Genomic DNA, 21,950 nt, shown 5'->3' with positions numbered 1-21,950 from the left:
AGCGAGTTCCCTTGTCGCAGAGCACCGCCCGTCCCACGTCCTACGCGTCGATCGCGGACCAGCCGTTCGTCCCCGTCATCGTCGGCGCCCACGTCGGCGGCTACTCGCTCGTGCGCGCCTTCCACGAGGGCTACGGCGTGAAGTCGCTCGTCGTCACCGGCGCGACGTCGTGGGTCGTCGAGAACTCCGCGATCCTCGAGGTCGTCCACTGCTCCGACGCGCACGACCCGGAGGTGCTGGCGGCGACGCTCGCCGGTGCGCCGTTCGACGGTCTGGTGCAGCCCAAGATCCTGCTCGCGACCTCTGACTCGCTCGTCGACGTCATCGCCCTCATGCGCGACGGGCTCGACGACTCGTGGAAGGTGCCCTATGCCAGCGACGAGTCGCTGGCGCGCGCCACGCGCAAGCACACGTTCGAGGAGGCGGCCCAGCGGGCGGGAGTCACGACTCCGGCGACGACGTTCATCGACCTGGGCGACCCGGCATACGACGTCGTGGCAGCGGAGCTGCCGAGCGAGGGCTACCCGCTCATCGTCAAGCCGACCGCACCCGCCGCGTGGAACCGCGTGACGTTCGAGGGCCAGGCCAAGGTGCACACCGTCGCGACCCGGGACGAGCTGCGTGATCTCGTCGGGCGCGTGCAGGGCTCCGGCTACCGCGAGACGCTCATCGTCCAGGACATGATCCCCGGCGACGACACGGGCATGCGGATCCTCACCTGCTACTGCGACAAGGACTCCCGCGTCCGGTTCGCCTCCTACGGCCGGACCCTCATCGAGGAGCACGCCCCCGGTCTGCTCGGTGTGCCCGCGGCGATCCTCACCGGACAGAACCGCGAGATCGTCGACGAGGCCGTGCGGCTGCTCGCCGAGCTCAAGTGGGTCGGCTACGCGAACTTCGACCTCAAGTACGACCCGCGCGACGGGAGGACGAAGTTCTTCGAGCTCAACCCGCGGCTCGGGCGCTCGAACTACTACGTCACGGGGACCGGCTTCAACCCGGTGACCTGGTACGTCGACGAGTACGTCCACGACAACCTGCCCGAGGAGTTCGAGCTCGTCGAGGCCGACACCGAGACCGTCTACTCGGTCGTGCCGGTGCGGACGATCAGGTGGGCCATCGAGCGCCACCCCGACCTCTGGGCCCGGACCAGGCGCGTCATCAAGGCCGGCGGCCTGCGCAACCCGCTGCACTACCGCGCCGAGAAGCACCCGGTGCGCTGGGCCAAGATCCTCGCGGCCGGCGTGAGCTACGACCGCAAGTTCCACCAGTACTACGACCCCGAGGCGGCCTACCACCCCGGCGGCGAGCCCGCCGACAGCGACCTCCCCCGCGGTTAACTCGCCAATTCCTCCCCTCCGCCACGGGCTGACCGGGGGCGGAGGAGGGGAATTGGCGAGTTGGTCACGACAGGTTCGGGGGCGGGCGGGTGGGAGCGGTCAGCGGCCGATCGGCAGGCGGCGCAGGACCGGCGCGAGCATGTCGTCGACCTCGCGGATCCGCAGCAGCTTCGCCGCGGCGAGGAAGACGACCGCGAACACGAGGCCGCCCACGACGAGCCCCGTGGCGTGCGGGAGCCACGCGCTCGCCGGGTCGAAGACCAGCGTGGAGACGCCCCAGGCCGCCACACCGGCCACCGCCGAGGCGACCGTGAGCCGCAGCCACAGCCGGTTGACCTCCGCCATGCCCAGACCGTGCAGCTCACGCCGGGCCACGGCGAGGAAGGCCCCCGCCGACACGATGTTGGCGACGGTCGCGAAGCCCGCGACGGTGGCGACGACGTACTCGGCCGGCGTCAGCCAGTAGGCCACCGCGCACCCGACGAGGTTGATGCCGGTCATGAGCGCGACGAGCCAGAAGTTGAGCCAGCCGTCGCCGCGCGCGAAGCAGTAGCGCTGCTTGAGCGCGGTGATGCCGAAGGGCAGGAGACCGACGGCCATGATGGCGAGCACGAGCGCGATGCTCCCGGGCTCGTCGATGCCCTTGCCGGGGAGGTACTGGATGCTCCAGAACAGCGTCTTGGCCATCGGCCGGCCCAGCGCGATGAAGATCGCCGTGGCCGGGAGCAGCAGCACCGCCGGGCCCTTGAGGCCGCTGACGACGCGGCGACGCAGCTCGGCGAGGTCACCGGACTCGTGGGCGCGCGACATGGCGGGGAAGAGGGCGGTGACGATCGAGGTCGTGATGATCGAGTGCGGGAGGATGTAGAGCGCGTAGGCGTTGGCCTGCACCGCGTTGCCCGCGACGGCCGCCCCGTCGATGTTCTCGGGGGACATGACCTTGGTCGTGACGAAGCCGTAGAACTGCGAGATGAGCAGGGCGGCGACCGTCCACCCGGTCATCCGCGACATGTCGCCGAAGCCGTAGCCGCGCCAGCCGAACCGCGGCCGGAAGCGGAACCCCGACTTCCACAGTGGCCAGGCCAGGCTCAGCCCCTGGATGACGATGCCGAGGGTGGTGGTGAGCCCGAGCACGAGGATCATCTGCGTCGTCCAGGCATCGACGCGTGGCTGCTTGCCCCACTCGAGGATGAAGTACGTCAGGCCGGCGATCTGGATGAGGTTCGCCCACGCCGGCGCCCACGCGAAGGCGAGGAAGTTGCCGCGCGCCTGCAGGACCTGGCCGAGCACGGCATACAGGCCGTAGAAGAACAGCTGCGGCATGCAGATGTAGGCCATGAAGGTCGTGAGGTCGCCGAAGGCCTCACCCGACCCGGGACGGGTGAGCAGCCCGACGATCCACGGCGTCAGCCCCATCGCGAGGACGGTCGCGGCACCGAGGACGAGCAGGCAGAGCGTGACGAGCCGGTCGCTGAAGTCCTGACCGCCGTCCTTGCGCAGCATCGCCTTGGTGAGCTGGGGGATGAGCAGCGCGGAGATGAGGCCGCCGTTGATGAGGACGAAGAGCTGGGTCGGGAGGGTGTTGGCGATCGTGAACGAGTCGGCCGAGACGCTCACGACGCCGAGCGCCGCGGCGAGGAGCGCGGCGCGGACGAACCCCAGGATCCTCGAGCCGAAGGTGCCGAGCGCCATGACGACGCTGTTGCGAGCGACGTCGTCCACGCGAGCGGCGATCTCCGGAGGGGGAGCCGCGCCCTCGGGGTCGGCCTCGGCGCCCTCGGGGCGGGTGTCGCTCACGTGCTCTCCCTCGCGGGTTCCCTGCGGATGGACCGGGCCACTCTACGGCGCGGGCGCAGGACCGTAGACGACGTGGATTGCGGCGTCCTCGAACCCGGCGCGGCGGTAGGTCGCCAGCGCCCGCGTGTTGTCGCCGTCGACGTAGAGCTCGATCGTCGTCACGCCCTGACGGGCGAGGTGGGCCGTCCCGAGTCCCGTGAGCGGTCCGGCGAGCCCACGACCTTGGTATGCCGGGTGCACCCCGACCACGTACACCTCTCCTTGGTCAGACCCCACCTCGCGCTTGGTCCAGTGGAACGCCGCCAGCGGGTGCGCGCCCCCGTCCGAGGTGGCGGTGGTGTCCTCGACGAGGAGGAAGCCGGCCGGGTCGAACCAGTCCTGGGCCATGCGCTCGTGCAGGTCCTCGAGCGTGATCGAGCCCTGCTCGGGGTGCGACGCGAAGGCGAGCCGGTTGACGTCGAGCCAGGCCTGCTCGTCGCGCCCGGGCTCGAACGCCCGCACCGAGAACCCCTCGGGCAGCGCGGGATCCACATCGTCGCCGTCGCGCACCGGTCGCTCCATGACATGCAGCTCGCGCGTCGACACGAGTCCCGCATCCGCCGCCAGCCCCTTCGCCGCGGGCAGGTCGCCGTGCGCCCACACACCGGTCGCGCCGGCGTCGAGCACCGCGCGCAGCAGAGCCCGCCCCGCGCCCTGCCGGCGGGACGACGGGTCGACGACGAGCTCGGCCGACCCGGACCCGTCGCGGGCGGCATACCCGGCAAGGGACCCACCGGCATACGCGAGGACGTGCGTGACCTCGCCACGACCGGAGGTGAGGGCCAGGCGGAACGCCTCCGAGACGGCCTCGACCCCGTCGACGTCGGCCGCCCGCCGGGCCAGGTCCAGCACCGCGTCGGCGGTCGCCCGCTCGAGCGACGACCCGGTCTCGAGCCGCGGGTCCTCGCTCATGAGGTCGCCACCTCGGCGTCGTCGGCGAGGGCCTCCTCGGGCACGAAGCGGTAGCCGACGTTGCGGACGGTCCCGATGAGCGCCTCGTAGTCGGAGCCGAGCTTGGCCCGCAGGCGGCGGACGTGGACGTCGACCGTGCGCGTGCCGCCGAAGTAGTCGTAGCCCCAGACCTCCTGGAGCAGCTGGGCCCGGGTGAAGACCCGGCCCGGGTGCTGGGCGAGGTGCTTGAGGAGCTCGAACTCCTTGTAGGTGAGGTCGAGAGCCTTGCCGCGCAGCTTGACCGAGTAGGTCGCCTCGTCGATGACGAGCACGCCGGCGGTGATCCGCACGTCGTCGGTGGCCGGCCCGTCCTCCTCGAGGGCGCGGGCGATGGCCAGGCGGAGGCGGGCCTCGACCTCGGCCGGTCCGGCGGTGTCGAGCAGGACGTCGTCGATGCCCCACTCCGGCGTGAGCCCCGCCAGCCCGCCCTCGGTGAGCACGGCGAACAGCGGCGCTGACAGCCCGGTGGTGCGGATGACCCGGCACAGCGAACGCGCCATCGCGAGCTCGCGGCGGGCGTCCACGAGCACGGCGTCCGCGGGCGGCGCGTCGATGAGGGCGGTGGCCTCGGCGGGGAGGATGCGAACATGGTGGCTGAGCAGCCCCAAGGCCGGCAGCACCTCGGCGCTCGGCGCCAAGGCGTTGGTCAGCAGCAGGAGGTGGGCCATCCAGCACAGAATAGGTGGACATGACCACGATCGACGGCGCTCACCGGGCCTTGAGACCGGTGACACTGCGCTACTGGGCCGGTGCCCGCGCGGCGGCAGGCGTCTCCGAGGAGACCCTCGAGGCCGGTCCCACCGTCGGTGACGTGCTCGACCGCGCCGTGGCCGTGCACCCGGACCTGCACGACGTCGTCGCCGTCTGCTCGGTGCTCCTCGCCGGGCGCGCCGTCGGCCGCGAGGTCGTCGTCGGCCCCGACGAGGTCCTCGAGGTGCTCCCTCCGTTCGCCGGGGGGTGATGGCAGGATGCCGACCGTGGAAGCGTCCGAGCCCGTGAGCGAGTCCCGCGCCGCGCGCCGGGCTGCCCGTGACGAGCGACGCCGCAACCCGGTCCTGCCGCCGATGGCGACCGAGCGACGGGTGCCCGTCGTCCTCGCGACCGCCGTGCTCGCCCTGCTCCTCGCGCTCGCCACCGCCGCCGACCACGCCCTCGGCGCTGCCGCGGTCGCGTGGCTCGGTCTCGCGCTCGCGTGGGGCTGGCCCGAGCTGCTCGGTTCGCCGAGCCGGTTCGGCTCCTCGCTCGCCGTCGGTGTCGCGGGCGTCCTCGCGCCGGTGACGGTGGCGTTCACCCCGGACGACCCCTACCTGCGGCACGTCCCTGTCGTCGTCGCCGCCGCCGTGCTGACGATGTTCCTCCACCAGGTCGTGCGCAAGGACGGTCGTCCGCGCCTGACCCAGTCGGTCGCCATCAGCGCGGCGGGCATCGCCGTCGCCACGATCGGCGTCGCCTGGGTCCCGCTGGGCCGGACCTCCGACGGGGCCGAGGTGGCCCTCGTCGTCGCCGTCGCCCTCGCGGTGTCGGCCCTCGCCGACCTCCTGGCGCCCCTGGCCCGGGTCCGCCCGTGGATGGTGGCCATCGCCGGCGTGCTCGGCCTCGTCGCCGGTGGCGTGGGCGGGCTCGTCGTCACCGAGGTCGGTGCGCTGGGCGGCGCCGTGATCGGGGCGGTCGCCGCGGGCCTGGCCCACGTCATGCGCCGGGCGCTGTGCGTGCTGCCGCCGATCCGTGGCCTGCGAGGCCAGCTCACCGCCGCCGCGGCGTCGGTCCTCGTCACGGGGGTGCCGGTGGGCGTGCTCGCGGCGGTCTTCGTCGGCTGACCCGCCCCTCACCGCACGGACGCTCGGAGGTGGGCGGACGGCATACGCCGCCGTCAGTAGACGATCGCCTGCGCGTCCGGCGCGAGGATCTCCTCCACGTATGCCGCGGCGCCCCGGATCGTCGCCCCCTCCAGGAGGTCGTCGGGACTGATCCCGCGACGGGCCGCGCACTGGCCGCAGACCGTGACGGTGGCGTCGGCGAGGAGGGCGTCACGCAGCTCGTGCACCGGCGCGCTGTGGGGGAGGGTGAGCTCCTCGGCCCGGCCGGGCACCGCCACCCACGTGGCGTCGCCGGTGAGCCACAGGCTCACCTCGGCGCCGGACGCCAGTGCCGTCGATGCGACGGTGAGGCCCTGGTTGAGGCGCTCGAGGGCCTCGGCCCCGCAGGTGATCTTGACGACGAGCGGCCGGATGCCGGTCGGGGGCTGGGACATGGGTCCTCCTGAGGTCTGCGGCTACGATCCCACTCGTGGCATTCCACCTCGACACCAACCTTCCCTCCGAGCTCGCCCCCCTCGCCTGGCTCGTCGGCAACTGGGCCGGCGCCGGGGTCGTGGGCTACCCGACCATCGAGTCGGCGAACTTCGGCCAGGAGATCAGCTGCTGGCACGACGGCCGCCCGTTCCTCCAGTGGCACAGCCGGACCTGGCTGCTCGACGACGCCGGCGAGAAGGTCCGTCCCCTCGCGACCGAGGTCGGCTTCTGGCGCCCCGTGCCCGAGACCCCCGACGGCACCAACGTCGAGCTGCTCCTCACCCACCCGACCGGCATCGTCGAGATGTACGCCGGCACGGCCCAGCCGGCCAAGGTCGAGCTGCGCACGGACGGCGTCATGCGCAGCCCGCACGCCAAGGAGTACACCGCGGGACACCGCATGTACGGCTACGTGCAGTCCAACCTGCTCTGGGTCATGGACATGGCCGCGGTGGGCCAGCCGCTCACCTCGCACCTCTCGGCCGAGCTCAAGCGCGTCGACTGACCCCGCTCGGCACCGTCGACTCCCTGCAGGTCAGGGCGTGACGCTCGCGTCGGCGTAGTCGTCCATCGTGTCGGTGCGCAGCGCCTTGCCGAGCGCGGCCATGCCGGCCTCGTCGACGATGTCGATCGAGCCGCCGTCGGGCGCCGTGCCGTAGCCGGAGAACGGCGCGGTGATGAAGACGATGTCGCTGCTGCGGATGTTGCGCAGCGAGATCGCCTCGCTGCGCATCTGCCCGACGTCGAGGGCCTTGTCGACGACGAGGTTGCTCGTCGCCGCGTCGACGAACTTCGTGAGCCGCACCGGGTTGGCGATCGTCGCCGGCGTCAGGGTCTTGATCATGAGCGCCTTGATGAACGCCTGCTGGCGGCGGCCTCGCGAGATGTCGCCCTCGGAGAGGGTCTTGCGCTCGCGGACGAAGGCCAGGGCCTGCTCGCCGTCGAGGTCGTTCCAGCCCTCCCGCACGGCCATGCGGCCCTCGCCGCTCGCCTCCTCGGCATAGACGCGCACGCCGCCGACGGCGTTGGTCATGTTGCGGAAGCCCTCGAAGTCGGTCTTGGCGACGTGGTCGATCTTGACGCCGAGAAGGTTCTGCAGGGTGCTCACGAGCAGCGGCGCGCCGCCGTAGGCGTAGGCCGCGTTGATCTTGTCCTTCTTGCGCCCGGGGATCTGGACGTAGAGGTCACGCGGGAAGTGGATGAGCTGGACGGCCTTCTTGTCCTCGGGCACGTGAACGAGCACGATGACGTCCGAGCGGCTGGCAGTCTCACCGGGGCGGGCGTCCGAGCCGATGATGAGGTAGTTCTGCCCGACCCCCTTGGGCAGCTCGACGACGGACCCGTCGGGCAGCGTGGCCGACGGGCCGCTCGAGGGGAGCAGGTCCTCCTGGCTGATGTTGCGCGAGGCCTTCTGGTTGAGGAAGAAGGCGAACCCGCCACCGGCGACGAGGGCCAGGACGACGAAGGCGCTGACGACGAGGAGCACGCGACGACCCCACCGCGGCCTCGAGGGCTCACGGGGGGTGGCGGGTCGGTTCTCGGCATCGAAGTCGTCAAGCACCCGGCCCAGTGTAGGTGCGGGGTCCGCCCCGCCGAGGGAGCGGCATACTGGAGGGCGTGAGTGATCTCGGCACGCGACTGCGGGCCGCCGGACGGCGGCTCACGCCGCAGCGCCAGCAGGTGCTCGACGCGGTCGGGTCCCTGGGCCACGCGACGCCGGAGCAGATCGTCGAGGCCGTCGCGACGCAGGGACCGGCGCCGATGGCGCTCTCCACGGTCTACCGCTCGCTCGAGGCGCTCTCGGACCTCGGCCTCGTCACCCACACGCACGTCGACCACCGCGTGCCGAGCTACCACCTCACCTCCCACGCCACCCACATCCATGTCGTATGCCGTCAGTGCGGCTCCGTGGACGAGGCACCCACCAGCGTGGCCGAGGAATTCGTGGCGCGGCTCGAGAGTTCTCTCGGGTTCGAGGCGGACGTCACCCACGCCGCCATCCACGGCCTCTGCCGCTCCTGCAGGAAGACGTCATGACCGACACCGTCACCCTCCCCACCTCCCCGCTGCTCGACCGTCCCCGCGCCGTCGCCGGCGAGGGGGCCGACGCCGGCGTGGCCGCCCACTACGGCGACCCCGGACGCGAGCAGCGGCTCCTCGAGGAGGGGCTCGCCGTCGTCGACCTGTCGCACCGCGGCGTCGTCACCGTGACCGGTCCCGACCGCCTGTCGTGGCTGCACTCGATCACCTCGCAGCAGCTCACCGGCCTGGCGCCGCGTGTCTCGGCCGAGTCCCTCGTCCTGTCGCCCAAGGGGCACATCGAGCACGTCCTCCACGTCGTCGACGACGGCGAGACGACCTGGCTCACCGTCGAGCCCGGCACCGCCCCGGCGCTCGTCACGTGGCTGGACTCGATGCGCTTCATGCTCCGCGTCGAGGTCGCCGACGTCACGGCGTCGTATGCCGTCCTCGGCGAGCCGCTCTCGGCCGCCAGTGCCGAGGGCGAGCCGGTGGCCTGGGTGGACCCGTGGCCCCACCTCGTCGGCGACACCGCGGCATACGGGCCGGAGACGGGGCACCCGGGTGAGGCGCGACGCTGGCGCGAGCTCATCGTCCCCCGCGACGGCATGGAGGCGGCCGTGGGCGACCGGCCGCTCGCCGGGACCTGGGCGGCGGAGGCGCTGCGCGTGGCCGCCTGGCGTCCGCGGCTCGGGTTCGAGACCGACCACCGGACGATCGCGCACGAGCTCGACTGGCTGCGCACCGCCGTGCACCTGCACAAGGGCTGCTACCGGGGGCAGGAGACCATCGCCCGCGTCCACAACCTCGGTCGACCCCCGCGCCGGATCGTCTTCCTCCACCTCGACGGGTCCGGGCACCTGCTCCCCGAGGCCGGTGCCGAGCTCAGCCTCGACGGCCGGGTCGTGGGTCGGCTCACGACCGTCGCGCGCCACCACGAGGACGGGCCGATCGCGCTCGCGGTCATCAAGCGCAACACCCCGGTGGACGCCGATCTTGTCGCCGGGACCGTCGCCGGCGCGCAGACCGTCATCGTCACCCCCTGACCCGCCGCAGGATCTCCCGATCCGGGGCGGTGGGCGCGCGGGTCGCCTGACACACTGACCCGCATGGCTCCCGCACCGTCCGCGACCCTCATCACCGTGGCGCCCACCGGCGCCGAGCACGCCAAGGCCGATGTGCCGCAGCTGCCCACCACGCTCGACGAGCTCGTCGAGACCGCCCGCACCTGCGAGGCGGCGGGCGCGGCCCTCATCCACCTGCACATCCGCGACGGTGAGCACCGCCCGACGCTCGACGCCGGCCACCTGCGCGCGGCGGTCGAGGCGATCCGCTCTGAGACCGACCTCATCGTCCAGCTGTCGACCGGCGGGTCCGTGCACGACCCGCTCGAGCAGCGGCTCACGGTGCTCGACGCCGAGCCGGACTCGTGCTCGCTCACGTGCGGCACGACGAACTTCGGTGACGACGTGTTCCTCAACCCGTGGGGCTTCATGTCGGACCTCTACGTCCAGGCACAGGAGCGCGAGGTCGTGCCCGAGTTCGAGCTGTTCGAGCTCGGCCACGTGCACGCGCTGCGCCGCCTCCTCGACACCCATGGCCTGCCGTTCGGCGGCAAGGTCCACGTCGACTTCGTGCTCGGGGTGCCGGGAGCGATGCCCGGGACCGCGGCCGCGCTCCTGGCCGGCGTCGCGATGCTGCCCGAGGAGGTGACGTCCTGGTCGGCCACGGGGATCGGCCGGACCCACCTGCCGGTGCTCGCCGCCGCGCTGTCGGCCGGTGGCCACCTGCGCGTGGGCATGGAGGACAACATCGTGTTCGCCCGTGGACAGCAGGTCCAGCACAATGCCGAGCTCGTGACCCGGGCCGCCGAGCTGGCGACGACGATGCAGCGCCCGCCGATGTCGACGACCGAGGCGCGCGCCCTCCTCGGCGTCAAGCGCCGCTGACCCGCCCACCCCCGACCTCAACTGTTGCTCCTGGGGAGGGAAGGTTGGGGATCCGGAGGGCAACGTTCCCTCCGGATGCCGAAGGTTCCCTCCTGGGGAGCAGAAGCTGGGGCGGCGGCGCCGGAGGCAGGTCGGGCGTCAGGCGGGCTGGGTCCGGCGCAGCGTGATGTCGTTGCACGCCTCGCAGGTGTCCTCGGGGATGACCCCGAGCCGCATGAGGTGACCGAACGCCCAGCACCCGGCGCAAAACCCCAGCGCCGACTCGAGCGTCGCGAAGACGACGAGGACGCCGAGCAGCACCGATGCCACCGTCGTCGCGCCGAACCCCAGCGCCGCGACCGCCGCAGCCGCGCTCGTCACGAGGCCGACGGCCTGGGCGAAGCGCTTCGGCGGGCCCGGAACGAGCCGTGCCTCCCCGAACCGCGGAGCGACGACGTGGACGGCGAGCCGGCCGAGCGGGCTGAACCGCGGACCGGCGGCGACGCGAAGGGCGAAGCCGGTGGCGAGGAGCACGGAGAGCCACCACCACTGGGTCACGAGGGTGAGCGCCGCCAGGACGACGACGCCGGCGGCCACCGACCGGGCGGCCTTCTCGTTGACGGGGTTGGGGAAGGTGAGGAACGCGGGCAGTGACATAACGCAAGATTATCGCAAACCCAGGCATGCGGCATACGCGCTGCTTTCCCACCCGGAGTGGGATGAGTGCACTGCGCAGCACTGCGGCGGCGCTGCGCAGTGCACTCAAGCCACGTCGGGCGGGAATGTCGAGACGACGGACATCGTGTGGCCACCGTCACGCTTGCCTGGGTTTGCATTCTGCTAACTGGAGCAAGCACAATGGGTGCATGAGCCGGAACCCGCTGAACGACCTCGCCGGACTGGGCGACTACCTGCGTGAGCAGCGTCTGTCGCACCGTCTGTCGCTGCGTCAGCTCTCCGAGCTCGCAGGCATCTCCAACCCCTACCTGAGCCAGATCGAGCGGGGACTCAAGCGCCCGAGCGCCGAGATCCTCCAGCAGCTGGCCAAGGGACTGGAGGTGTCGGCCGAGACGCTCTACGTCAAGGCCGGAATCCTCGACGAGCACCACGGCGCCGAGGCCGCCACCCCCACCGTGCGGGACGCCATCGCTGCCGACCCCACCCTCACAGCCCGTCAGAAGGCGACCCTGGTCGACGTCTACGAGTCCTTCGTCGGCACCGACCGCACGCCCTGACGCCCTCAACCGTCCGAAGCACCACCTTCACCCAGGAGGAACACATGGCCACCAAGACCACCGCCAAGAAGCCCGCCAGCCCGCTGTTCGCCGTCGTCGGCGCCACGGACCTCGCCGTCGAGCGCGCCCGTGAGGCCCGCCTGCGTGCCGACAAGGCCGCCGCCGACGCCCGCGTCCGCGCCGACAAGGTGCGCGCCGAGCTCACCCCCACCGCCTTCAGCAAGCGCGCCGACGAGGTCTCCAAGCGCGCCGGTGTCGTCCTCGACGACGTCCGCGCCCTCCCGACCAAGGCCCTCGACCAGGGTGTCGCCACCCTCGACGAGGTCACCAAGGGCTACGAGGGTCTCGCGACCCGCGGCGAGAAGCTCGTGACCCGCATCAAGAACCAGAAGGCCACCAAGGACCTCGTCGAGCAGGCCGAGGTCACCCTCTCGCTCGGCAAGGGCGCCGTCACCACCGCCCGCAAGGCCGTCCTCGACGTCCGCAGCTCGGCCCTGGCCACCTTCACCACCGGCCGCCAGGAGGCCGCCCACGTCGCCGAGATCGTCGTCGACACCGTCCGCGAGGACGCCGAGGTCGCCGCGACCGACATCAAGGCCTCCGCCAAGCGGACCCGCACCGCCGCCAAGCGCACGAGCACGACCGCGACCAAGGCCGCGAAGAAGACGACGACGCGCGCCAAGGCCACGACGACCGCCGCCAAGAAGACGGCCGCCACCTCGACCAAGGCTGCCGAGAAGGCCGCCGAGAAGGTCGGCGACTGACCCTGGCCGGAGCGGACATAGTCTGGGCTGCGTGAGCACCCCGAACCTGTCCACCCCTGCCGTCCTCGAGGCCGCCCCGGTGCTCGCGCAAGCGATCCGGGGCGGCTTCGTCGAATCCGTCCACCGGGCGAGCGTGGCCGTCACGGCCGCCGACGGCTCCGTCGAGCTCGCCCTGGGCGACGCGACCGGCCCGGTGTTCCCGCGCTCGTCGAACAAGCCGATCCAGGCCCTCGCCATGGTGCGCCACGGCCTCGACCTCGCTCCCCACCACCTCGCGCTCACCTGCGCGAGCCACTCGGGGGAGCCGTTCCACCTCGACGCGGTCCGCGAGATCCTCGACGGCGCCGGCCTCACGGTGCGCGACCTCCAGAACACGCCGGACTACCCCGTCGACGACGAGGCCCGGCTCGACTGGATCCGGGCCGGCCACGGCAAGGAGTCGCTGGCCCAGAACTGCTCGGGCAAGCACAGCGGCATGCTCGCGACCTGCGTCGCCAACGGCTGGGACCACACGGCATACCTCGACGTCGACCACCCGCTTCAGCGCGCGTGCGACGCGACGCTCGCGGAGCTCGCGGGTGAGCCCGTTGCCGCCACGGCCGTCGACGGCTGCGGCGCACCGGTCATGGCCGTCTCGCTCGCCGGGCTGGCCCGTGCCTTCGGACGCATCGCCAGCGCCGGGCCGGGCACCGACGAGGCCCGCGTCGCCGACGCGATCCGCAGCCACCCCGAGTACCTCGGTGGCAGCCGCCGTGACGTCACGACCTTCATCCAGCGCACGCCCGGTGCCATCGCCAAGGACGGTGCCGAAGCCGTGTATGCCGTCGGGCTGGCCGACGGTCGCGGCATCGCCCTCAAGGTCGCCGACGGCGGCCAGCGGGCCCGCACCGTCATCCTCGCCGCGGTCCTGCGCCGTCTGGGCGTCGAGTCCGGCGCGCTCGACGCGCTCGAGGACGCCCCGATCCTCGGGCACGGCGAGCCGGTCGGCTCCGTCGTCGCCGTGGGCATCTGAGCGGAGACGCCGGGTGCGGGCAGTCCTCCAGCGGGTGCACCGCGCCGCTGTCGTCGTCGAGGGCGAGACCGTCGGTGAGATCACCGAGCCGGGGCTCTTCGTCCTCGTCGGCGTCGGCCACGACGACGGTGCGGCCGACGTGGAGCTCATCGCCCGCAAGATCGCCGACCTGCGGCTGCTCGAGGGTGAGCGGTCGGTGACCGACGCGGGTGCGCCCGTGCTCGTCGTCAGCCAGTTCACGCTGCTCGCGGACACGAGGAAGGGCCGGCGTCCGTCGTGGAACGCCGCGGCGCCCGGCGACGTCGCCGAACCCGTCGTGGCGCAGGTCGTCGAGGCGCTGCGCGGACGCGGGATCACGGTCGCGACCGGCCGGTTCGGTGCCCACATGGACATCGAGGTCGTCGCCGACGGCCCGGTGACCATCGTCGTGGACAGCTCCGCGCCGTAGGCTGCACCCATGTTCGGACTCGGCGCGGCGCAGTACTACGTCACCCTTGCGCTCACCATCGCGGCCCTGGCCCTCGAGGTCTTCGCTCTCGTGCACGCGCTCAAGACGCGTCCCGACGCGTTCGTCGCCGCCGGCAAGCGGACGAAGAACTTCTGGCTCGCGGTCACCGGGGTGGCGACCCTGCTCGGCTTCATCTCGCTGGGCGGGGGACTCGGCTTCCTCGCGATCATCGGGATCGTCGCCGCGGGCGTCTACCTCGCCGACGTGCGCCCTGCCGTCGAGACCGTCCAGGGTCGCGGCACCGGCTCGCACCAGGGCCCCTACGGCCCCTGGTGACCTCGCGCCGGTGACCCCGGCGCCACGGCGTCCCACGCGACGGTGAGCTCGCCGAGCCGCCACCGCGACGCCCCGTCGAGGAGCGGCCAGCCGCCCTCGCGCATCGCCCGTGCCGTCGCGAGGAACCGCTGACGGACCCCGTATGCCGCGTGGCTCGCGCTGCGTGCCCAGTGCCGGTCGAGGTCGGCGAGGTAGTCGTGGACGGCCTCGCCCGGGACGTTGCGGTGGATGAGGGCCTTGGGCAGCCGCTCGGCGATGACCGAGGGGGAGTCGAGCCCGCGCAGCTGCCACGAGAGCGTGAGCGACACGGGTCCTGCGGGCTCGACTGCGACCCACGTCGACAGCCGACCGAGCTCGTCGCACGTGCCGTCGACGAGCAGCCCGTCGGGGGTGAGGCGCTCGCACACGGTGGCCCACGCGCCGGCGACCTCCTCCTCGGGGTACTGGCGCAGCACGTTGAACGCGCGCACCACCGTGGCCGAGCGTCCGTCCAGCGGCACCTCGAACCCTCCGCGCCGGAACGACAGCCCGGGACGCTCCAGCAGCCGTCCCGCCGCCACCCGCTCGGGGTCGATCTCGATCCCCACGACCTCGAGGTCCGGCCGCACGGCGCAGCCGGTCGTGCAGCTCGACGGCGGTGACGGGTGACGCGCCGTAGCCGAGGTCGACGACGACCGGGACGCCGGTGCAGCGACGCAGTCGCCACGCGGCCGGGCCGGCGAGCCACCGGTCGCACCGCCGGAGCCGGTTGGGGTTGGTCGTCCCCCGGGTGATCACCCCGACCGGTCTCGTCCTCGCCACGGGCCCAGCGTACGAGCAGGCCGCCCCGCCGGCGTCACGCCCACAGGCCGCACGCCTAGGCTGCTGACGTGCACAGATGGGGAGTGCGCGGCGGACGCCGCGACGTGAGCCGGAGCATGGTGGCGCTCGTCGTCTCCGTGGCCGCGGCCGCTGCCCTCGGGCTGTCCGGGTGGCTGCCCGTCGTGCTCCGCACCGACATCGGCCTCGTCGACGTCGCACCGGGCCTGCTCACCGTGGACGCGTCCGCCCGCGGCATCGCCACCCTGGGCCGCGGCTACACCGTCGGCGCCTACCAGTCCGGGTTCCGCGTCTCCGCCGCGAGCGGCACGCTCGTCGACACCATCACCCGAGGCTCGCCGGTGAGCGCCGTCATCGGCGAGGTCGAGGACCGCGACGACCACCCGGTCGAGCACGTCGAGGCGGGCCTGGACCACGTCCGGATCGACGAGGTGCGCATCGAGCCGGGGCGGGCGGCATACCTCGGTGAGGTCTACGGCGAGGTCGACGGGGCGACGCGCACGATGCCGCTGCGCCTCACCTTCCTGCTGACGACCGCCGGGGTGCACGTCACCGCCCACGTGCAGGGCGCCGACGCCGTCGTCGTCCACCTCGACACCATGCCGGGGACCACCGGGATCCCGCCGGCGCTGCCGGACCGCAACCTGCGCACCAAGGGCTGGTGGGTGGTCCCGCTCGGCGGCGAGGTGCGCGCCTTCACGACCGCACGCCAGGCCGTCGTCGGGATCGGGCCGGCCATCCGGACCCGCGGGCTCGACCTCCGCCCGGACGGTCGGCTCGACGTCCACGTCTGGTCGAACCGGGCCACCCTGACGCTCAGTGGCGTGCCCCGCCGGACCTGATCCGTGCGTGACACACTGGCCGGATGACGAGCGAGCAGACCCGGCCGCGCTGCCGGGTCGCGATGGTGTCGGTGCACACCTCGCCCCTCGCGCAGCCGGGCACCGGCGATGCGGGTGGCATGAACGTCTATGTCCTCGAGGCGGCGAAACGGTTGGCGCGCAGGGGAGTCGCGGTCGACATCTTCACCCGCCGCACCTCCGCCGCCGACGCGCCGGTCGTCGAGGTGGAGCCGGGAGTCATCGTCCGGCACATCGCCGCCGGGCCCTACGAAGGGCTCGACAAGGAGGACCTGCCCGGCCAGCTCTGCGCGTTCGCCGCCGGCATGATGCGGGTCGCCGCGCACGCGCCCGAGGGGCACTACGACCTCGTCCACTCGCACTACTGGCTCTCGGGCCAGGTGGGCTGGCTCGCCGCCGACCGCTGGGACGTCCCGCTCGTCCACACGATGCACACCATGGCCCGGGTCAAGAACCTCCACCGCGCCGAGGGCGACGCCGAGGAGCCCAGGGGCCGCGAGATCGGCGAGGCCCAGGTCGTCGAGGCCGCCGACCGGCTCGTCGCCAACACGCCCGACGAGGCGCGTGAGCTCATCGACCTCTACGGCGCCGACGCCGACCGGGTCGACGTCGTCACGCCGGGTGTCGACCTCGACGTCTTCCGGCCGGGTGACCGGCACGTCGCCCGCCGGAGCGTCGGGGTTCCCGAGGACGCCGTGCTCCTGCTCTTCGTGGGGCGCATCCAGCCGCTCAAGGCGCCCGACGTCCTCCTGCGCGCCGCGGGCAACCTCGTGCGGCGCAACCCCTCCCTGCGCAGCCGGCTCGTCGTCGGCATCCTCGGCGGGGCGAGCGGCTCGGCCGTGCGCTCCCCGATGGCCCTCGAGCGCCTCGCCGAGGACGAGGGCATCGCCGACCTCGTGCGCTTCGTCCCCCCGACCGACCGCGAGACGCTCGCGACCTGGATGCGGGCGGCCGACGTCGTCGCCGTGCCGTCGCACAACGAGTCGTTCGGCCTCGTCGCCGTCGAGGCGCAGGCCTGTGGTGCCGTCGTCGTCGCGACCCACGTCGGCGGGCTCCCCACCGCGGTCGGGGACGCCGGTGTCCTCGTCGACGGTCACGACCCGCACGTGTGGGCCGACGCGATCGAGGGCGTCATCGACGACCCCGTCCGCGCGGCCGAGCTGTCCCGCCGCGCCGTCGAGCACGCCGCGCACTTCTCCTGGGAGGCCACCGCCGAGCGGCTGGCAGCGGTCTACGACGCCGCTCTCGCCGCCCCGCTGCGCGCCTCGATCAACGACTCCGACGTGCTGACCGGCATCCCGACCGCGGTGATCCCGTGACCGGGCTGACCTCGACCATCGAGGGCTACCTCGACGAGACGGGCATCGAGTGGGAGTCCGGCGCGCGCGACGGCGAGTACGTCGTCACCCTTCCCGGAGAGAAGAAGCTCAAGACGGTCGTCTCGCTCGTCGCCGGTGACTCCGACCTCTCGGTCTCGGCCTTCGTCATCCGCAACCCCGACGAGAACCACGAGGCGTTCTACCGGAGCCTGCTTCGCCGCAACCTCCGCCTGCCCGGCCTCGCCTACGCCATCGACGGCAGCGGCGACGTCTACCTCACCGGGCGCCTGCCCGCGGCGGGCATCGACGCCGACCGCCTCGACCTGATCCTCGGCGTCGTCCTCGAGGCGGCGGACTCGCCGTTCAACGACCTCCTCGTCCTCGGCTTCCTCACCTCGATGCAGAAGGAGTGGGACTGGCGGGTGTCGCGCGGCGAGTCGCTGCGCAACCTCGAGGCGTTCCGTCACCTCCTCGACAGGTCCTGACCCTTCGCGCCCGTATGCCGGGCGCCCCGCCTCACGCTCCCGCCCCGCGTCACTACGCTGGAGCCATGGCACACACCTTGATCCTGCTGCGTCACGGCCACTCCGAGTGGAACGCCAAGAACCTCTTCACCGGCTGGGTCGACGTCGACCTCAACGACCAGGGTCGTGAGGAGGCGGTGCGCGGCGGACAGCTCCTCAAGGAGCGCGGCGTCCTCCCCACCGTCGTCCACACCTCGGTGCTGCGTCGCGCCATCACCACGGCCAACCTCGCGCTCGACGCGGCCGACCGCCACTGGATCCCGGTCCGCCGTGACTGGCGGCTCAACGAGCGCCACTACGGCGCCCTCCAGGGCCTCGACAAGGCCGCCACCCGCGAGAAGTACGGCGACGAGCAGTTCATGCTGTGGCGCCGCTCGTTCGACACCCCGCCGCCGCCCATCGAGGTCGGCTCCGAGTTCGACCAGACCGACGACCCCCGCTACGCCGGCGTCGAGGTGCCGCGCACCGAGTGCCTCAAGGACGTCATCGAGCGGTTCATGCCCTACTGGGAGGGTGGCCTGCGCGACGACCTCGTCGCCGGTGAGACCGTGCTCGTCGTCGCGCACGGCAACAGCCTGCGCGGCCTCGTCAAGCACCTCGACGGCATCTCCGACGAGGCGATCGCCGAGCTCAACATCCCCACCGGGCAGCCGCTCGTCTACGAGCTCGGCGACGACTTCATGCCGACGAAGCCGGGTGAGTACCTCGACCCCGAGGCCGCGGCGACGGCCGCCGCGGCGGTCGCCAACCAGGGACGCTGAGACGAGCACACGGCATACCGACAGTGCCGGTATGCCGTGTGCTCGACGTGCGGGCCGCGTCGCGGCTCAGGTGGTGGGCTCGACCTTGGTCTCGGGGAAGGCCTTCTCGTCCTCTTCGTCCTCGTGGCTCACTTCGCTCTCGGCGCTGTGCTCACCGGTGACGAGGAAGACCACGCGACGTGCGACCGAGACGGCGTGGTCTCCGAACCGCTCGTAGTAGCGACCGACGAGCGTGATGTCGACGGTGGTCTCGGCCGGGTGGTTCCAGGAGTCGGAGGCGAGGCGCTCGAACAGGCGCCGGTGCAGCTCGTCCATGGCGTCGTCGTCGCGCTCGATCTGGCGGGCTGCCTCGACGTCGCGGGCGGCGATGACCGAGCCGGCCTTGGTCACGATGCGTTCGGCGACCTGGCCCATCTCGAGGATGATCGACCGGAGCTCGGCGGGGACGGCGGAGTTCGGGTAGCGCAGGCGGGCGACCTTGGCCACGTGGCGCGCGAGGTCACCCATGCGCTCGATGTCCGAGCTCATCCGCATCGAGGTCACGACCATGCGCAGGTCGGTCGCGACCGGCTGCTGGAGGGCGAGCAGGTCGAAGGAGAGGAGGTCGAGCTCCTCGCGCAGGGCGTCGATCTCGACGTCGGCGCCGATGACCGACTCGGCGAGCTGGACGTCGGCGTCGAGCAGGGCCGTCGTGGCCCGCGACATCGCCGAGCTCGCGAGCCGCGTCATCTCGACCAGCCCCTCGGTGACCCGGTCCAGCTCTTCGTGGAATGCCTTGCGCATACGTGACCTCTCGAACATGGGCGATGGCACGCCCTCGGACGCCGGCGGCACGCAGACATGGTGGGTCGCCGACGTCGGCAGCGTGGCACGAGGCGGTGAACACCCGCCACCTCGCAGGTGAACATTGTGGTCGCTCCCTGCTGCGTCGCGCCGTCGGTGGCCGGAGGCGTGCGTCGTGTCGGATTAGGCTGGCTGCGTGGATGCGACGCTCGCCGGACTCGTGGGTGGCGGGCTGGGGCTCGTCATCGGAGCCGTCGCTGTCGCCGCGAGCCGGTTCAGCGAGCGGACGCTCACCGCGATTCCCCCGACGCCCCCGCCGTCGCTGCCCGCCGGCGTCACCGACGTCCTCGCGGTGCTCCGGTCGATCGCGATCGTCCTCGACGCCTCGGACGCCGTCGTCAACAGCTCGGCCTCCGCGGTGAGCTACGGCCTCGTGCGCCACGGTGAGCTCGTCCACGCCGAGCTGCGCCAGCTCGCCCGGCAGGTCCGACGCGACGGCGAGATCCGCGAGGTCGACCTCGAGCTCTCACGCGGCTTCGGCACGACGACCAACGCCCTGATGAAGGCCCGGGTCGCGCCGCTCGGCGCCTCGCACGTCCTCATCCTGGCCGAGGACCACACGCACGCCCGCCGTGTCGAGGAGGTGCGCCGCGACTTCGTCGCCAACGTCTCGCACGAGCTCAAGACGCCCGTCGGTGGGATCGCCCTGCTCGCCGAGGCGGTGCTCGACGCGCGTGACGACCCGGAGGCGGTCTCGCGCTTCGCGGCGCGCATCCAGGTCGAGTCGACCCGCCTGACGCGCCTCGTCAAGGAGATCGTCGACCTGTCCCGGCTCCAGGTCGCCGACACCCTCCACGAGCCCGAGCTCGTCCAGATCCCCGTCGTCGTCGCCGAGGCCGTCGACCGCGTCCGCGTGGCGGCCGAGGCGCGCCAGATCAGCCTCGAGCCGGTCGCCGACGAGCGCGCGAGCGTGTTCGGCGACGCCGAGCTGCTCGCGACCGCCGTCGCCAACCTCGTCTCCAACGCCGTCAACTACTCCGAGCCCGGCACGCGCGTCGCGGTCGCGGCCCGCCGGGTCGGCGACACCGTCGAGATCACCGTGTCCGACCAGGGGCAGGGCATCCCCGAGTCCGAGCAGAGCCGGATCTTCGAGCGGTTCTACCGCGTCGACGCCGCGCGCTCCCGCGCCACCGGCGGCACCGGGCTCGGCCTCGCGATCGTCAAGCACGTCTGCGCCACCCACGGCGGCGACGTCTCGGTGTGGAGCGAGGAGGGTCACGGCTCGACCTTCACCATGAGACTTCCTGCTGCGGCCGTCCGGTCCGCGGCAGACCCCGACCGGCAGTCCGTCGGCCCGGCCCAAGGAGAACAGCAGCAATGACCCGCATCCTCGTCGTCGAGGACGAAGTGTCCTTCTCGGACCCCCTGTCCTACCTCCTGCGCAAGGAGGGCTACGAGGTGAGCGTGGCCGAGAACGGCAACGACGCCCTCGCCGAGTTCGACAGCGCCGGTGCGGACCTCGTGCTCCTCGACCTCATGCTGCCGGGGCTGTCGGGTGTCGACGTCTGCCGCTCGCTGCGCCAGAAGTCCGCCGTGCCGATCATCATGCTCACCGCCAAGGACAGCGAGATCGACAAGGTCGTCGGGCTCGAGCTCGGCGCCGACGACTACGTCACCAAGCCCTACTCCTCGCGCGAGCTCCTCGCCCGGATCAAGGCGGTGCTCCGCCGGCTCAGCGAGCCCGAGGAGCTGCTGCCGACGACGCTCGAGGCCGGGCCGGTCCGGATGGACGTCGAGCGCCACGTCGTCACCGTCGGCGGGTCGGCGACCCAGCTGCCGCTCAAGGAGTTCGAGCTGCTCGAGATGCTGCTGCGCAACACGGGACGCGTCCTCACCCGGATGCAGCTCATCGACCGGGTCTGGGGCAGCGACTACGTCGGCGACACCAAGACCCTCGACGTCCACGTCAAGCGGCTGCGCGCCAAGGTCGAGCCCGACCCGGCCAACCCCCGGCACATCGTCACCGTGCGCGGGCTGGGCTACAAGTTCGAGGCCTGACACCCCGGGCACGCACGTGGGCCCACCGGCGCTGACGCGCTCGGTGAGCCCACGGCATACGGAAGGGGAGCGGTCAGCCGCTGGCGGAGGCGCTCGCCGACGGGCTGGCCGCGGGGGCCGGCGTCATGTCCTTGTAGTAGCCCAGAGCGGGCAGGACGGGCACCGTGGCGATGTTCTGGCCGGTCGCGGCCGTCGAGACCTGGACGTTGAGCACGTCGCCGGGGGCCGCGGAGACGGACGAGAGGGTGACGGACTCGCCGTCCTCACCGAGCGAGAGCGAGCCGTGGCGCGGCACGGTCACCTGCGTCGGCTGGCTGCCCTCGCTCGCGAGCGAGACGTCGAGGTCGTCGTCGCTCGTGTTGACGAGCTGGCCGATGAGCACGCCGGGCGCGCCCTTGGTGTCGGCGATGACGGCGAGGCCGCGCACGTCGAGGTCGCCGAACGTCACGTTGACGCCGTCGGCGGCCTGGTAGGCGTAGTCGGTCTGCTGGGGGTTGAACACCGCGCACCCGCCGAGGAGCGTCGTGCCGAGCACGGCGGCACCGAGGACGGCACGGAGGCGGTGGCGGGGAGTCGTCTGGGCAGCGGTCGTCACGGAAGACAGCCTAGCGAGCACGCGCCGTCAGGGTGCGCGCGGTGGGCGCAGCGGCCCGGTCGGGGTGGCCC

26 protein-coding genes and 1 pseudogene are annotated in these 21,950 nt (G+C 72.4%); 18 read left to right on the top strand and 9 right to left on the bottom strand.

Annotated elements, in window-relative coordinates; translation table 11 throughout:
• Positions 1-11 precede the first annotated feature (11 nt).
• Positions 12-1,340, top strand: coding sequence for a carboxylate--amine ligase (locus KLO01_RS03870; RefSeq protein ID WP_246136034.1), 1,329 nt, complete (start codon positions 12-14; stop codon positions 1,338-1,340).
• A 99-nt stretch (positions 1,341-1,439) separates the two neighbouring features.
• On the opposite strand, the gene murJ is transcribed toward KLO01_RS03870, so the two are convergent.
• From murJ to KLO01_RS03855, 3 genes are read right to left on the bottom strand one after another with little or no spacing between them, the layout of a single operon-like run.
• Positions 1,440-3,137: a murein biosynthesis integral membrane protein MurJ gene (murJ, locus tag KLO01_RS03865; RefSeq protein WP_147062262.1), complete on the bottom strand. Its 1,698-nt coding sequence runs from the start codon at positions 3,135-3,137 to the stop codon at positions 1,440-1,442.
• A gap of 42 nt (positions 3,138-3,179) precedes the next feature.
• On the bottom strand, positions 3,180-4,088 hold the full coding sequence (gene mshD, locus KLO01_RS03860; protein WP_147062260.1) for a mycothiol synthase: 909 nt from the start codon (positions 4,086-4,088) through the stop codon (positions 3,180-3,182).
• Positions 4,085-4,795: a response regulator transcription factor gene (locus KLO01_RS03855; RefSeq protein ID WP_147062258.1), complete on the bottom strand. Its 711-nt coding sequence runs from the start codon at positions 4,793-4,795 to the stop codon at positions 4,085-4,087. The genes mshD and KLO01_RS03855 overlap by 4 nt, the downstream gene beginning before the upstream one ends.
• Before the next feature lie 20 nt (positions 4,796-4,815).
• Between KLO01_RS03855 and KLO01_RS03850 the strand changes: the two genes are divergently transcribed.
• Both KLO01_RS03850 and KLO01_RS03845 read left to right on the top strand, forming a co-directional pair.
• The gene (locus KLO01_RS03850; RefSeq protein ID WP_186827897.1) at positions 4,816-5,088 is read left to right on the top strand and encodes a MoaD/ThiS family protein; all 273 of its coding nucleotides are present in this window, start codon (positions 4,816-4,818) and stop codon (positions 5,086-5,088) included.
• Positions 5,089-5,104: 16 nt separating this feature from the next.
• Positions 5,105-5,944, top strand: a complete 840-nt coding sequence (locus tag KLO01_RS03845; RefSeq protein WP_147062256.1) for a hypothetical protein — start codon at positions 5,105-5,107, stop codon at positions 5,942-5,944.
• Positions 5,945-5,997: 53 nt separating this feature from the next.
• Here the strand turns inward: KLO01_RS03845 and KLO01_RS03840 are convergent, their stop codons facing one another.
• Positions 5,998-6,378: a DsrE family protein gene (locus KLO01_RS03840; RefSeq protein WP_147062254.1), complete on the bottom strand. Its 381-nt coding sequence runs from the start codon at positions 6,376-6,378 to the stop codon at positions 5,998-6,000.
• Positions 6,379-6,413: 35 nt separating this feature from the next.
• Here KLO01_RS03840 and KLO01_RS03835 point away from each other — a divergent pair, with 35 nt between their 5' ends.
• A complete protein-coding gene (locus KLO01_RS03835) occupies positions 6,414-6,923 on the top strand; it encodes a heme-binding beta-barrel domain-containing protein (RefSeq protein WP_147062252.1) in 510 nt (169 codons plus the stop codon).
• Positions 6,924-6,953: 30 nt separating this feature from the next.
• Here the strand turns inward: KLO01_RS03835 and KLO01_RS03830 are convergent, their stop codons facing one another.
• Positions 6,954-7,979, bottom strand: a complete 1,026-nt coding sequence (locus KLO01_RS03830; RefSeq protein WP_147062250.1) for an LCP family protein — start codon at positions 7,977-7,979, stop codon at positions 6,954-6,956.
• Between the two features lie 56 nt (positions 7,980-8,035).
• Here KLO01_RS03830 and KLO01_RS03825 point away from each other — a divergent pair, with 56 nt between their 5' ends.
• The 3 genes from KLO01_RS03825 (at position 8,036) to KLO01_RS03815 (ending at position 10,386) form a co-directional block, all read left to right on the top strand.
• Positions 8,036-8,455 (top strand): Fur family transcriptional regulator, encoded by a 420-nt coding sequence (locus tag KLO01_RS03825; RefSeq protein WP_147062248.1) that lies wholly within the window; start codon positions 8,036-8,038, stop codon positions 8,453-8,455.
• Positions 8,452-9,483, top strand: coding sequence for a CAF17-like 4Fe-4S cluster assembly/insertion protein YgfZ (gene ygfZ / locus KLO01_RS03820; RefSeq protein ID WP_147062246.1), 1,032 nt, complete (start codon positions 8,452-8,454; stop codon positions 9,481-9,483). Before KLO01_RS03825 ends, ygfZ begins: the two co-directional genes overlap by 4 nt.
• Positions 9,484-9,546: 63 nt before the next feature.
• Positions 9,547-10,386 (top strand): beta-keto acid cleavage family enzyme, encoded by an 840-nt coding sequence (locus KLO01_RS03815; RefSeq protein ID WP_147062244.1) that lies wholly within the window; start codon positions 9,547-9,549, stop codon positions 10,384-10,386.
• 138 nt (positions 10,387-10,524) lie between these two features.
• On the opposite strand, the gene KLO01_RS03810 is transcribed toward KLO01_RS03815, so the two are convergent.
• Positions 10,525-11,022 carry a DUF4395 domain-containing protein gene (locus tag KLO01_RS03810; RefSeq protein WP_147062243.1) on the bottom strand — a complete coding sequence of 166 codons (498 nt, stop codon included), beginning with the start codon at positions 11,020-11,022 and terminating at the stop codon, positions 10,525-10,527.
• 209 nt (positions 11,023-11,231) lie between these two features.
• Here KLO01_RS03810 and KLO01_RS03805 point away from each other — a divergent pair, with 209 nt between their 5' ends.
• The 5 genes from KLO01_RS03805 to KLO01_RS03785 are packed head-to-tail and all read left to right on the top strand — an operon-like array spanning position 11,232 to position 14,160.
• On the top strand, positions 11,232-11,600 hold the full coding sequence (locus KLO01_RS03805) for a helix-turn-helix domain-containing protein (RefSeq protein ID WP_147062241.1): 369 nt from the start codon (positions 11,232-11,234) through the stop codon (positions 11,598-11,600).
• A 44-nt stretch (positions 11,601-11,644) separates the two neighbouring features.
• The gene (locus KLO01_RS03800; RefSeq protein WP_147062239.1) at positions 11,645-12,364 is read left to right on the top strand and encodes a hypothetical protein; all 720 of its coding nucleotides are present in this window, start codon (positions 11,645-11,647) and stop codon (positions 12,362-12,364) included.
• Between the two features lie 31 nt (positions 12,365-12,395).
• On the top strand, positions 12,396-13,376 hold the full coding sequence (locus tag KLO01_RS03795) for an asparaginase (protein WP_147062237.1): 981 nt from the start codon (positions 12,396-12,398) through the stop codon (positions 13,374-13,376).
• 13 nt (positions 13,377-13,389) lie between these two features.
• Positions 13,390-13,824 (top strand): D-aminoacyl-tRNA deacylase, encoded by a 435-nt coding sequence (gene dtd, locus KLO01_RS03790; protein ID WP_147062235.1) that lies wholly within the window; start codon positions 13,390-13,392, stop codon positions 13,822-13,824.
• Positions 13,825-13,833: 9 nt separating this feature from the next.
• On the top strand, positions 13,834-14,160 hold the full coding sequence (locus KLO01_RS03785; protein ID WP_147062233.1) for a DUF2516 family protein: 327 nt from the start codon (positions 13,834-13,836) through the stop codon (positions 14,158-14,160).
• On the opposite strand, the pseudogene KLO01_RS03780 reads toward KLO01_RS03785, so the two are convergent.
• A pseudogene (locus tag KLO01_RS03780) lies at positions 14,145-14,961 on the bottom strand (class I SAM-dependent methyltransferase). The gene KLO01_RS03785 and the pseudogene KLO01_RS03780 sit on opposite strands and share 16 nt — an antisense overlap.
• A 68-nt stretch (positions 14,962-15,029) precedes the next feature.
• Here KLO01_RS03780 and KLO01_RS03775 point away from each other — a divergent pair.
• The 4 genes from KLO01_RS03775 (at position 15,030) to KLO01_RS03760 (ending at position 18,443) form a co-directional block, all read left to right on the top strand.
• Entirely contained in the window at positions 15,030-15,821 is a 792-nt protein-coding gene (locus KLO01_RS03775; RefSeq protein ID WP_147062231.1) for a hypothetical protein, read from the top strand.
• 23 nt (positions 15,822-15,844) lie between these two features.
• On the top strand, positions 15,845-17,158 hold the full coding sequence (gene mshA, locus KLO01_RS03770) for a D-inositol-3-phosphate glycosyltransferase (protein WP_147062229.1): 1,314 nt from the start codon (positions 15,845-15,847) through the stop codon (positions 17,156-17,158).
• Complete coding sequence (locus tag KLO01_RS03765; protein ID WP_147062227.1) at positions 17,155-17,643, top strand: YbjN domain-containing protein; 489 nt, start codon at positions 17,155-17,157, stop codon at positions 17,641-17,643. The genes mshA and KLO01_RS03765 overlap by 4 nt, the downstream gene beginning before the upstream one ends.
• 65 nt (positions 17,644-17,708) lie before the next feature.
• Complete coding sequence (locus tag KLO01_RS03760) at positions 17,709-18,443, top strand: phosphoglyceromutase (protein ID WP_147062225.1); 735 nt, start codon at positions 17,709-17,711, stop codon at positions 18,441-18,443.
• Positions 18,444-18,509: 66 nt separating this feature from the next.
• On the opposite strand, the gene phoU is transcribed toward KLO01_RS03760, so the two are convergent.
• Complete coding sequence (phoU, locus tag KLO01_RS03755) at positions 18,510-19,226, bottom strand: phosphate signaling complex protein PhoU (RefSeq protein WP_147062223.1); 717 nt, start codon at positions 19,224-19,226, stop codon at positions 18,510-18,512.
• Between the two features lie 196 nt (positions 19,227-19,422).
• On the opposite strand from phoU, the gene KLO01_RS03750 reads away from it, so the two are divergent.
• Positions 19,423-20,607: a sensor histidine kinase gene (locus KLO01_RS03750; RefSeq protein ID WP_147062221.1), complete on the top strand. Its 1,185-nt coding sequence runs from the start codon at positions 19,423-19,425 to the stop codon at positions 20,605-20,607.
• Positions 20,604-21,284, top strand: coding sequence for a response regulator (locus KLO01_RS03745; RefSeq protein ID WP_147062219.1), 681 nt, complete (start codon positions 20,604-20,606; stop codon positions 21,282-21,284). Before KLO01_RS03750 ends, KLO01_RS03745 begins: the two co-directional genes overlap by 4 nt.
• 73 nt (positions 21,285-21,357) lie before the next feature.
• Here KLO01_RS03745 and KLO01_RS03740 read toward each other — a convergent pair whose 3' ends face one another.
• Positions 21,358-21,879: a hypothetical protein gene (locus KLO01_RS03740; protein WP_147062217.1), complete on the bottom strand. Its 522-nt coding sequence runs from the start codon at positions 21,877-21,879 to the stop codon at positions 21,358-21,360.
• Positions 21,880-21,950 lie beyond the last annotated feature (71 nt).

The organism is Knoellia locipacati, assembly GCF_007992835.1.
Lineage (GTDB): Bacteria > Actinomycetota > Actinomycetes > Actinomycetales > Dermatophilaceae > Knoellia > Knoellia locipacati.
Note: the sequence above shows the minus strand (reverse complement) of the source record. Positions and strands in the feature narration are given on the sequence as shown.

What these genes read in the sequence shown, in the direction of transcription:
- KLO01_RS03745 (WP_147062219.1), top strand. Translation starts at nt 20,604, where the DNA reads ATGACCCGCATCCTCGTCGTCGAGGACGAAGTGTCCTTCTCGGACCCC.
- KLO01_RS03850 (WP_186827897.1), top strand. Translation starts at nt 4,816, where the DNA reads ATGACCACGATCGACGGCGCTCACCGGGCCTTGAGACCGGTGACACTG.
- KLO01_RS03815 (WP_147062244.1), top strand. Translation starts at nt 9,547, where the DNA reads ATGGCTCCCGCACCGTCCGCGACCCTCATCACCGTGGCGCCCACCGGC.
- KLO01_RS03800 (WP_147062239.1), top strand. Translation starts at nt 11,645, where the DNA reads ATGGCCACCAAGACCACCGCCAAGAAGCCCGCCAGCCCGCTGTTCGCC.
- KLO01_RS03810 (WP_147062243.1), bottom strand. Translation starts at nt 11,022, where the DNA reads ATGTCACTGCCCGCGTTCCTCACCTTCCCCAACCCCGTCAACGAGAAG.
- ygfZ (WP_147062246.1), top strand. Translation starts at nt 8,452, where the DNA reads ATGACCGACACCGTCACCCTCCCCACCTCCCCGCTGCTCGACCGTCCC.
- mshA (WP_147062229.1), top strand. Translation starts at nt 15,845, where the DNA reads ATGACGAGCGAGCAGACCCGGCCGCGCTGCCGGGTCGCGATGGTGTCG.
- KLO01_RS03855 (WP_147062258.1), bottom strand. Translation starts at nt 4,795, where the DNA reads ATGGCCCACCTCCTGCTGCTGACCAACGCCTTGGCGCCGAGCGCCGAG.
- phoU (WP_147062223.1), bottom strand. Translation starts at nt 19,226, where the DNA reads ATGCGCAAGGCATTCCACGAAGAGCTGGACCGGGTCACCGAGGGGCTG.
- KLO01_RS03805 (WP_147062241.1), top strand. Translation starts at nt 11,232, where the DNA reads ATGAGCCGGAACCCGCTGAACGACCTCGCCGGACTGGGCGACTACCTG.
- KLO01_RS03760 (WP_147062225.1), top strand. Translation starts at nt 17,709, where the DNA reads ATGGCACACACCTTGATCCTGCTGCGTCACGGCCACTCCGAGTGGAAC.
- mshD (WP_147062260.1), bottom strand. Translation starts at nt 4,088, where the DNA reads ATGAGCGAGGACCCGCGGCTCGAGACCGGGTCGTCGCTCGAGCGGGCG.
- KLO01_RS03840 (WP_147062254.1), bottom strand. Translation starts at nt 6,378, where the DNA reads ATGTCCCAGCCCCCGACCGGCATCCGGCCGCTCGTCGTCAAGATCACC.
- KLO01_RS03785 (WP_147062233.1), top strand. Translation starts at nt 13,834, where the DNA reads ATGTTCGGACTCGGCGCGGCGCAGTACTACGTCACCCTTGCGCTCACC.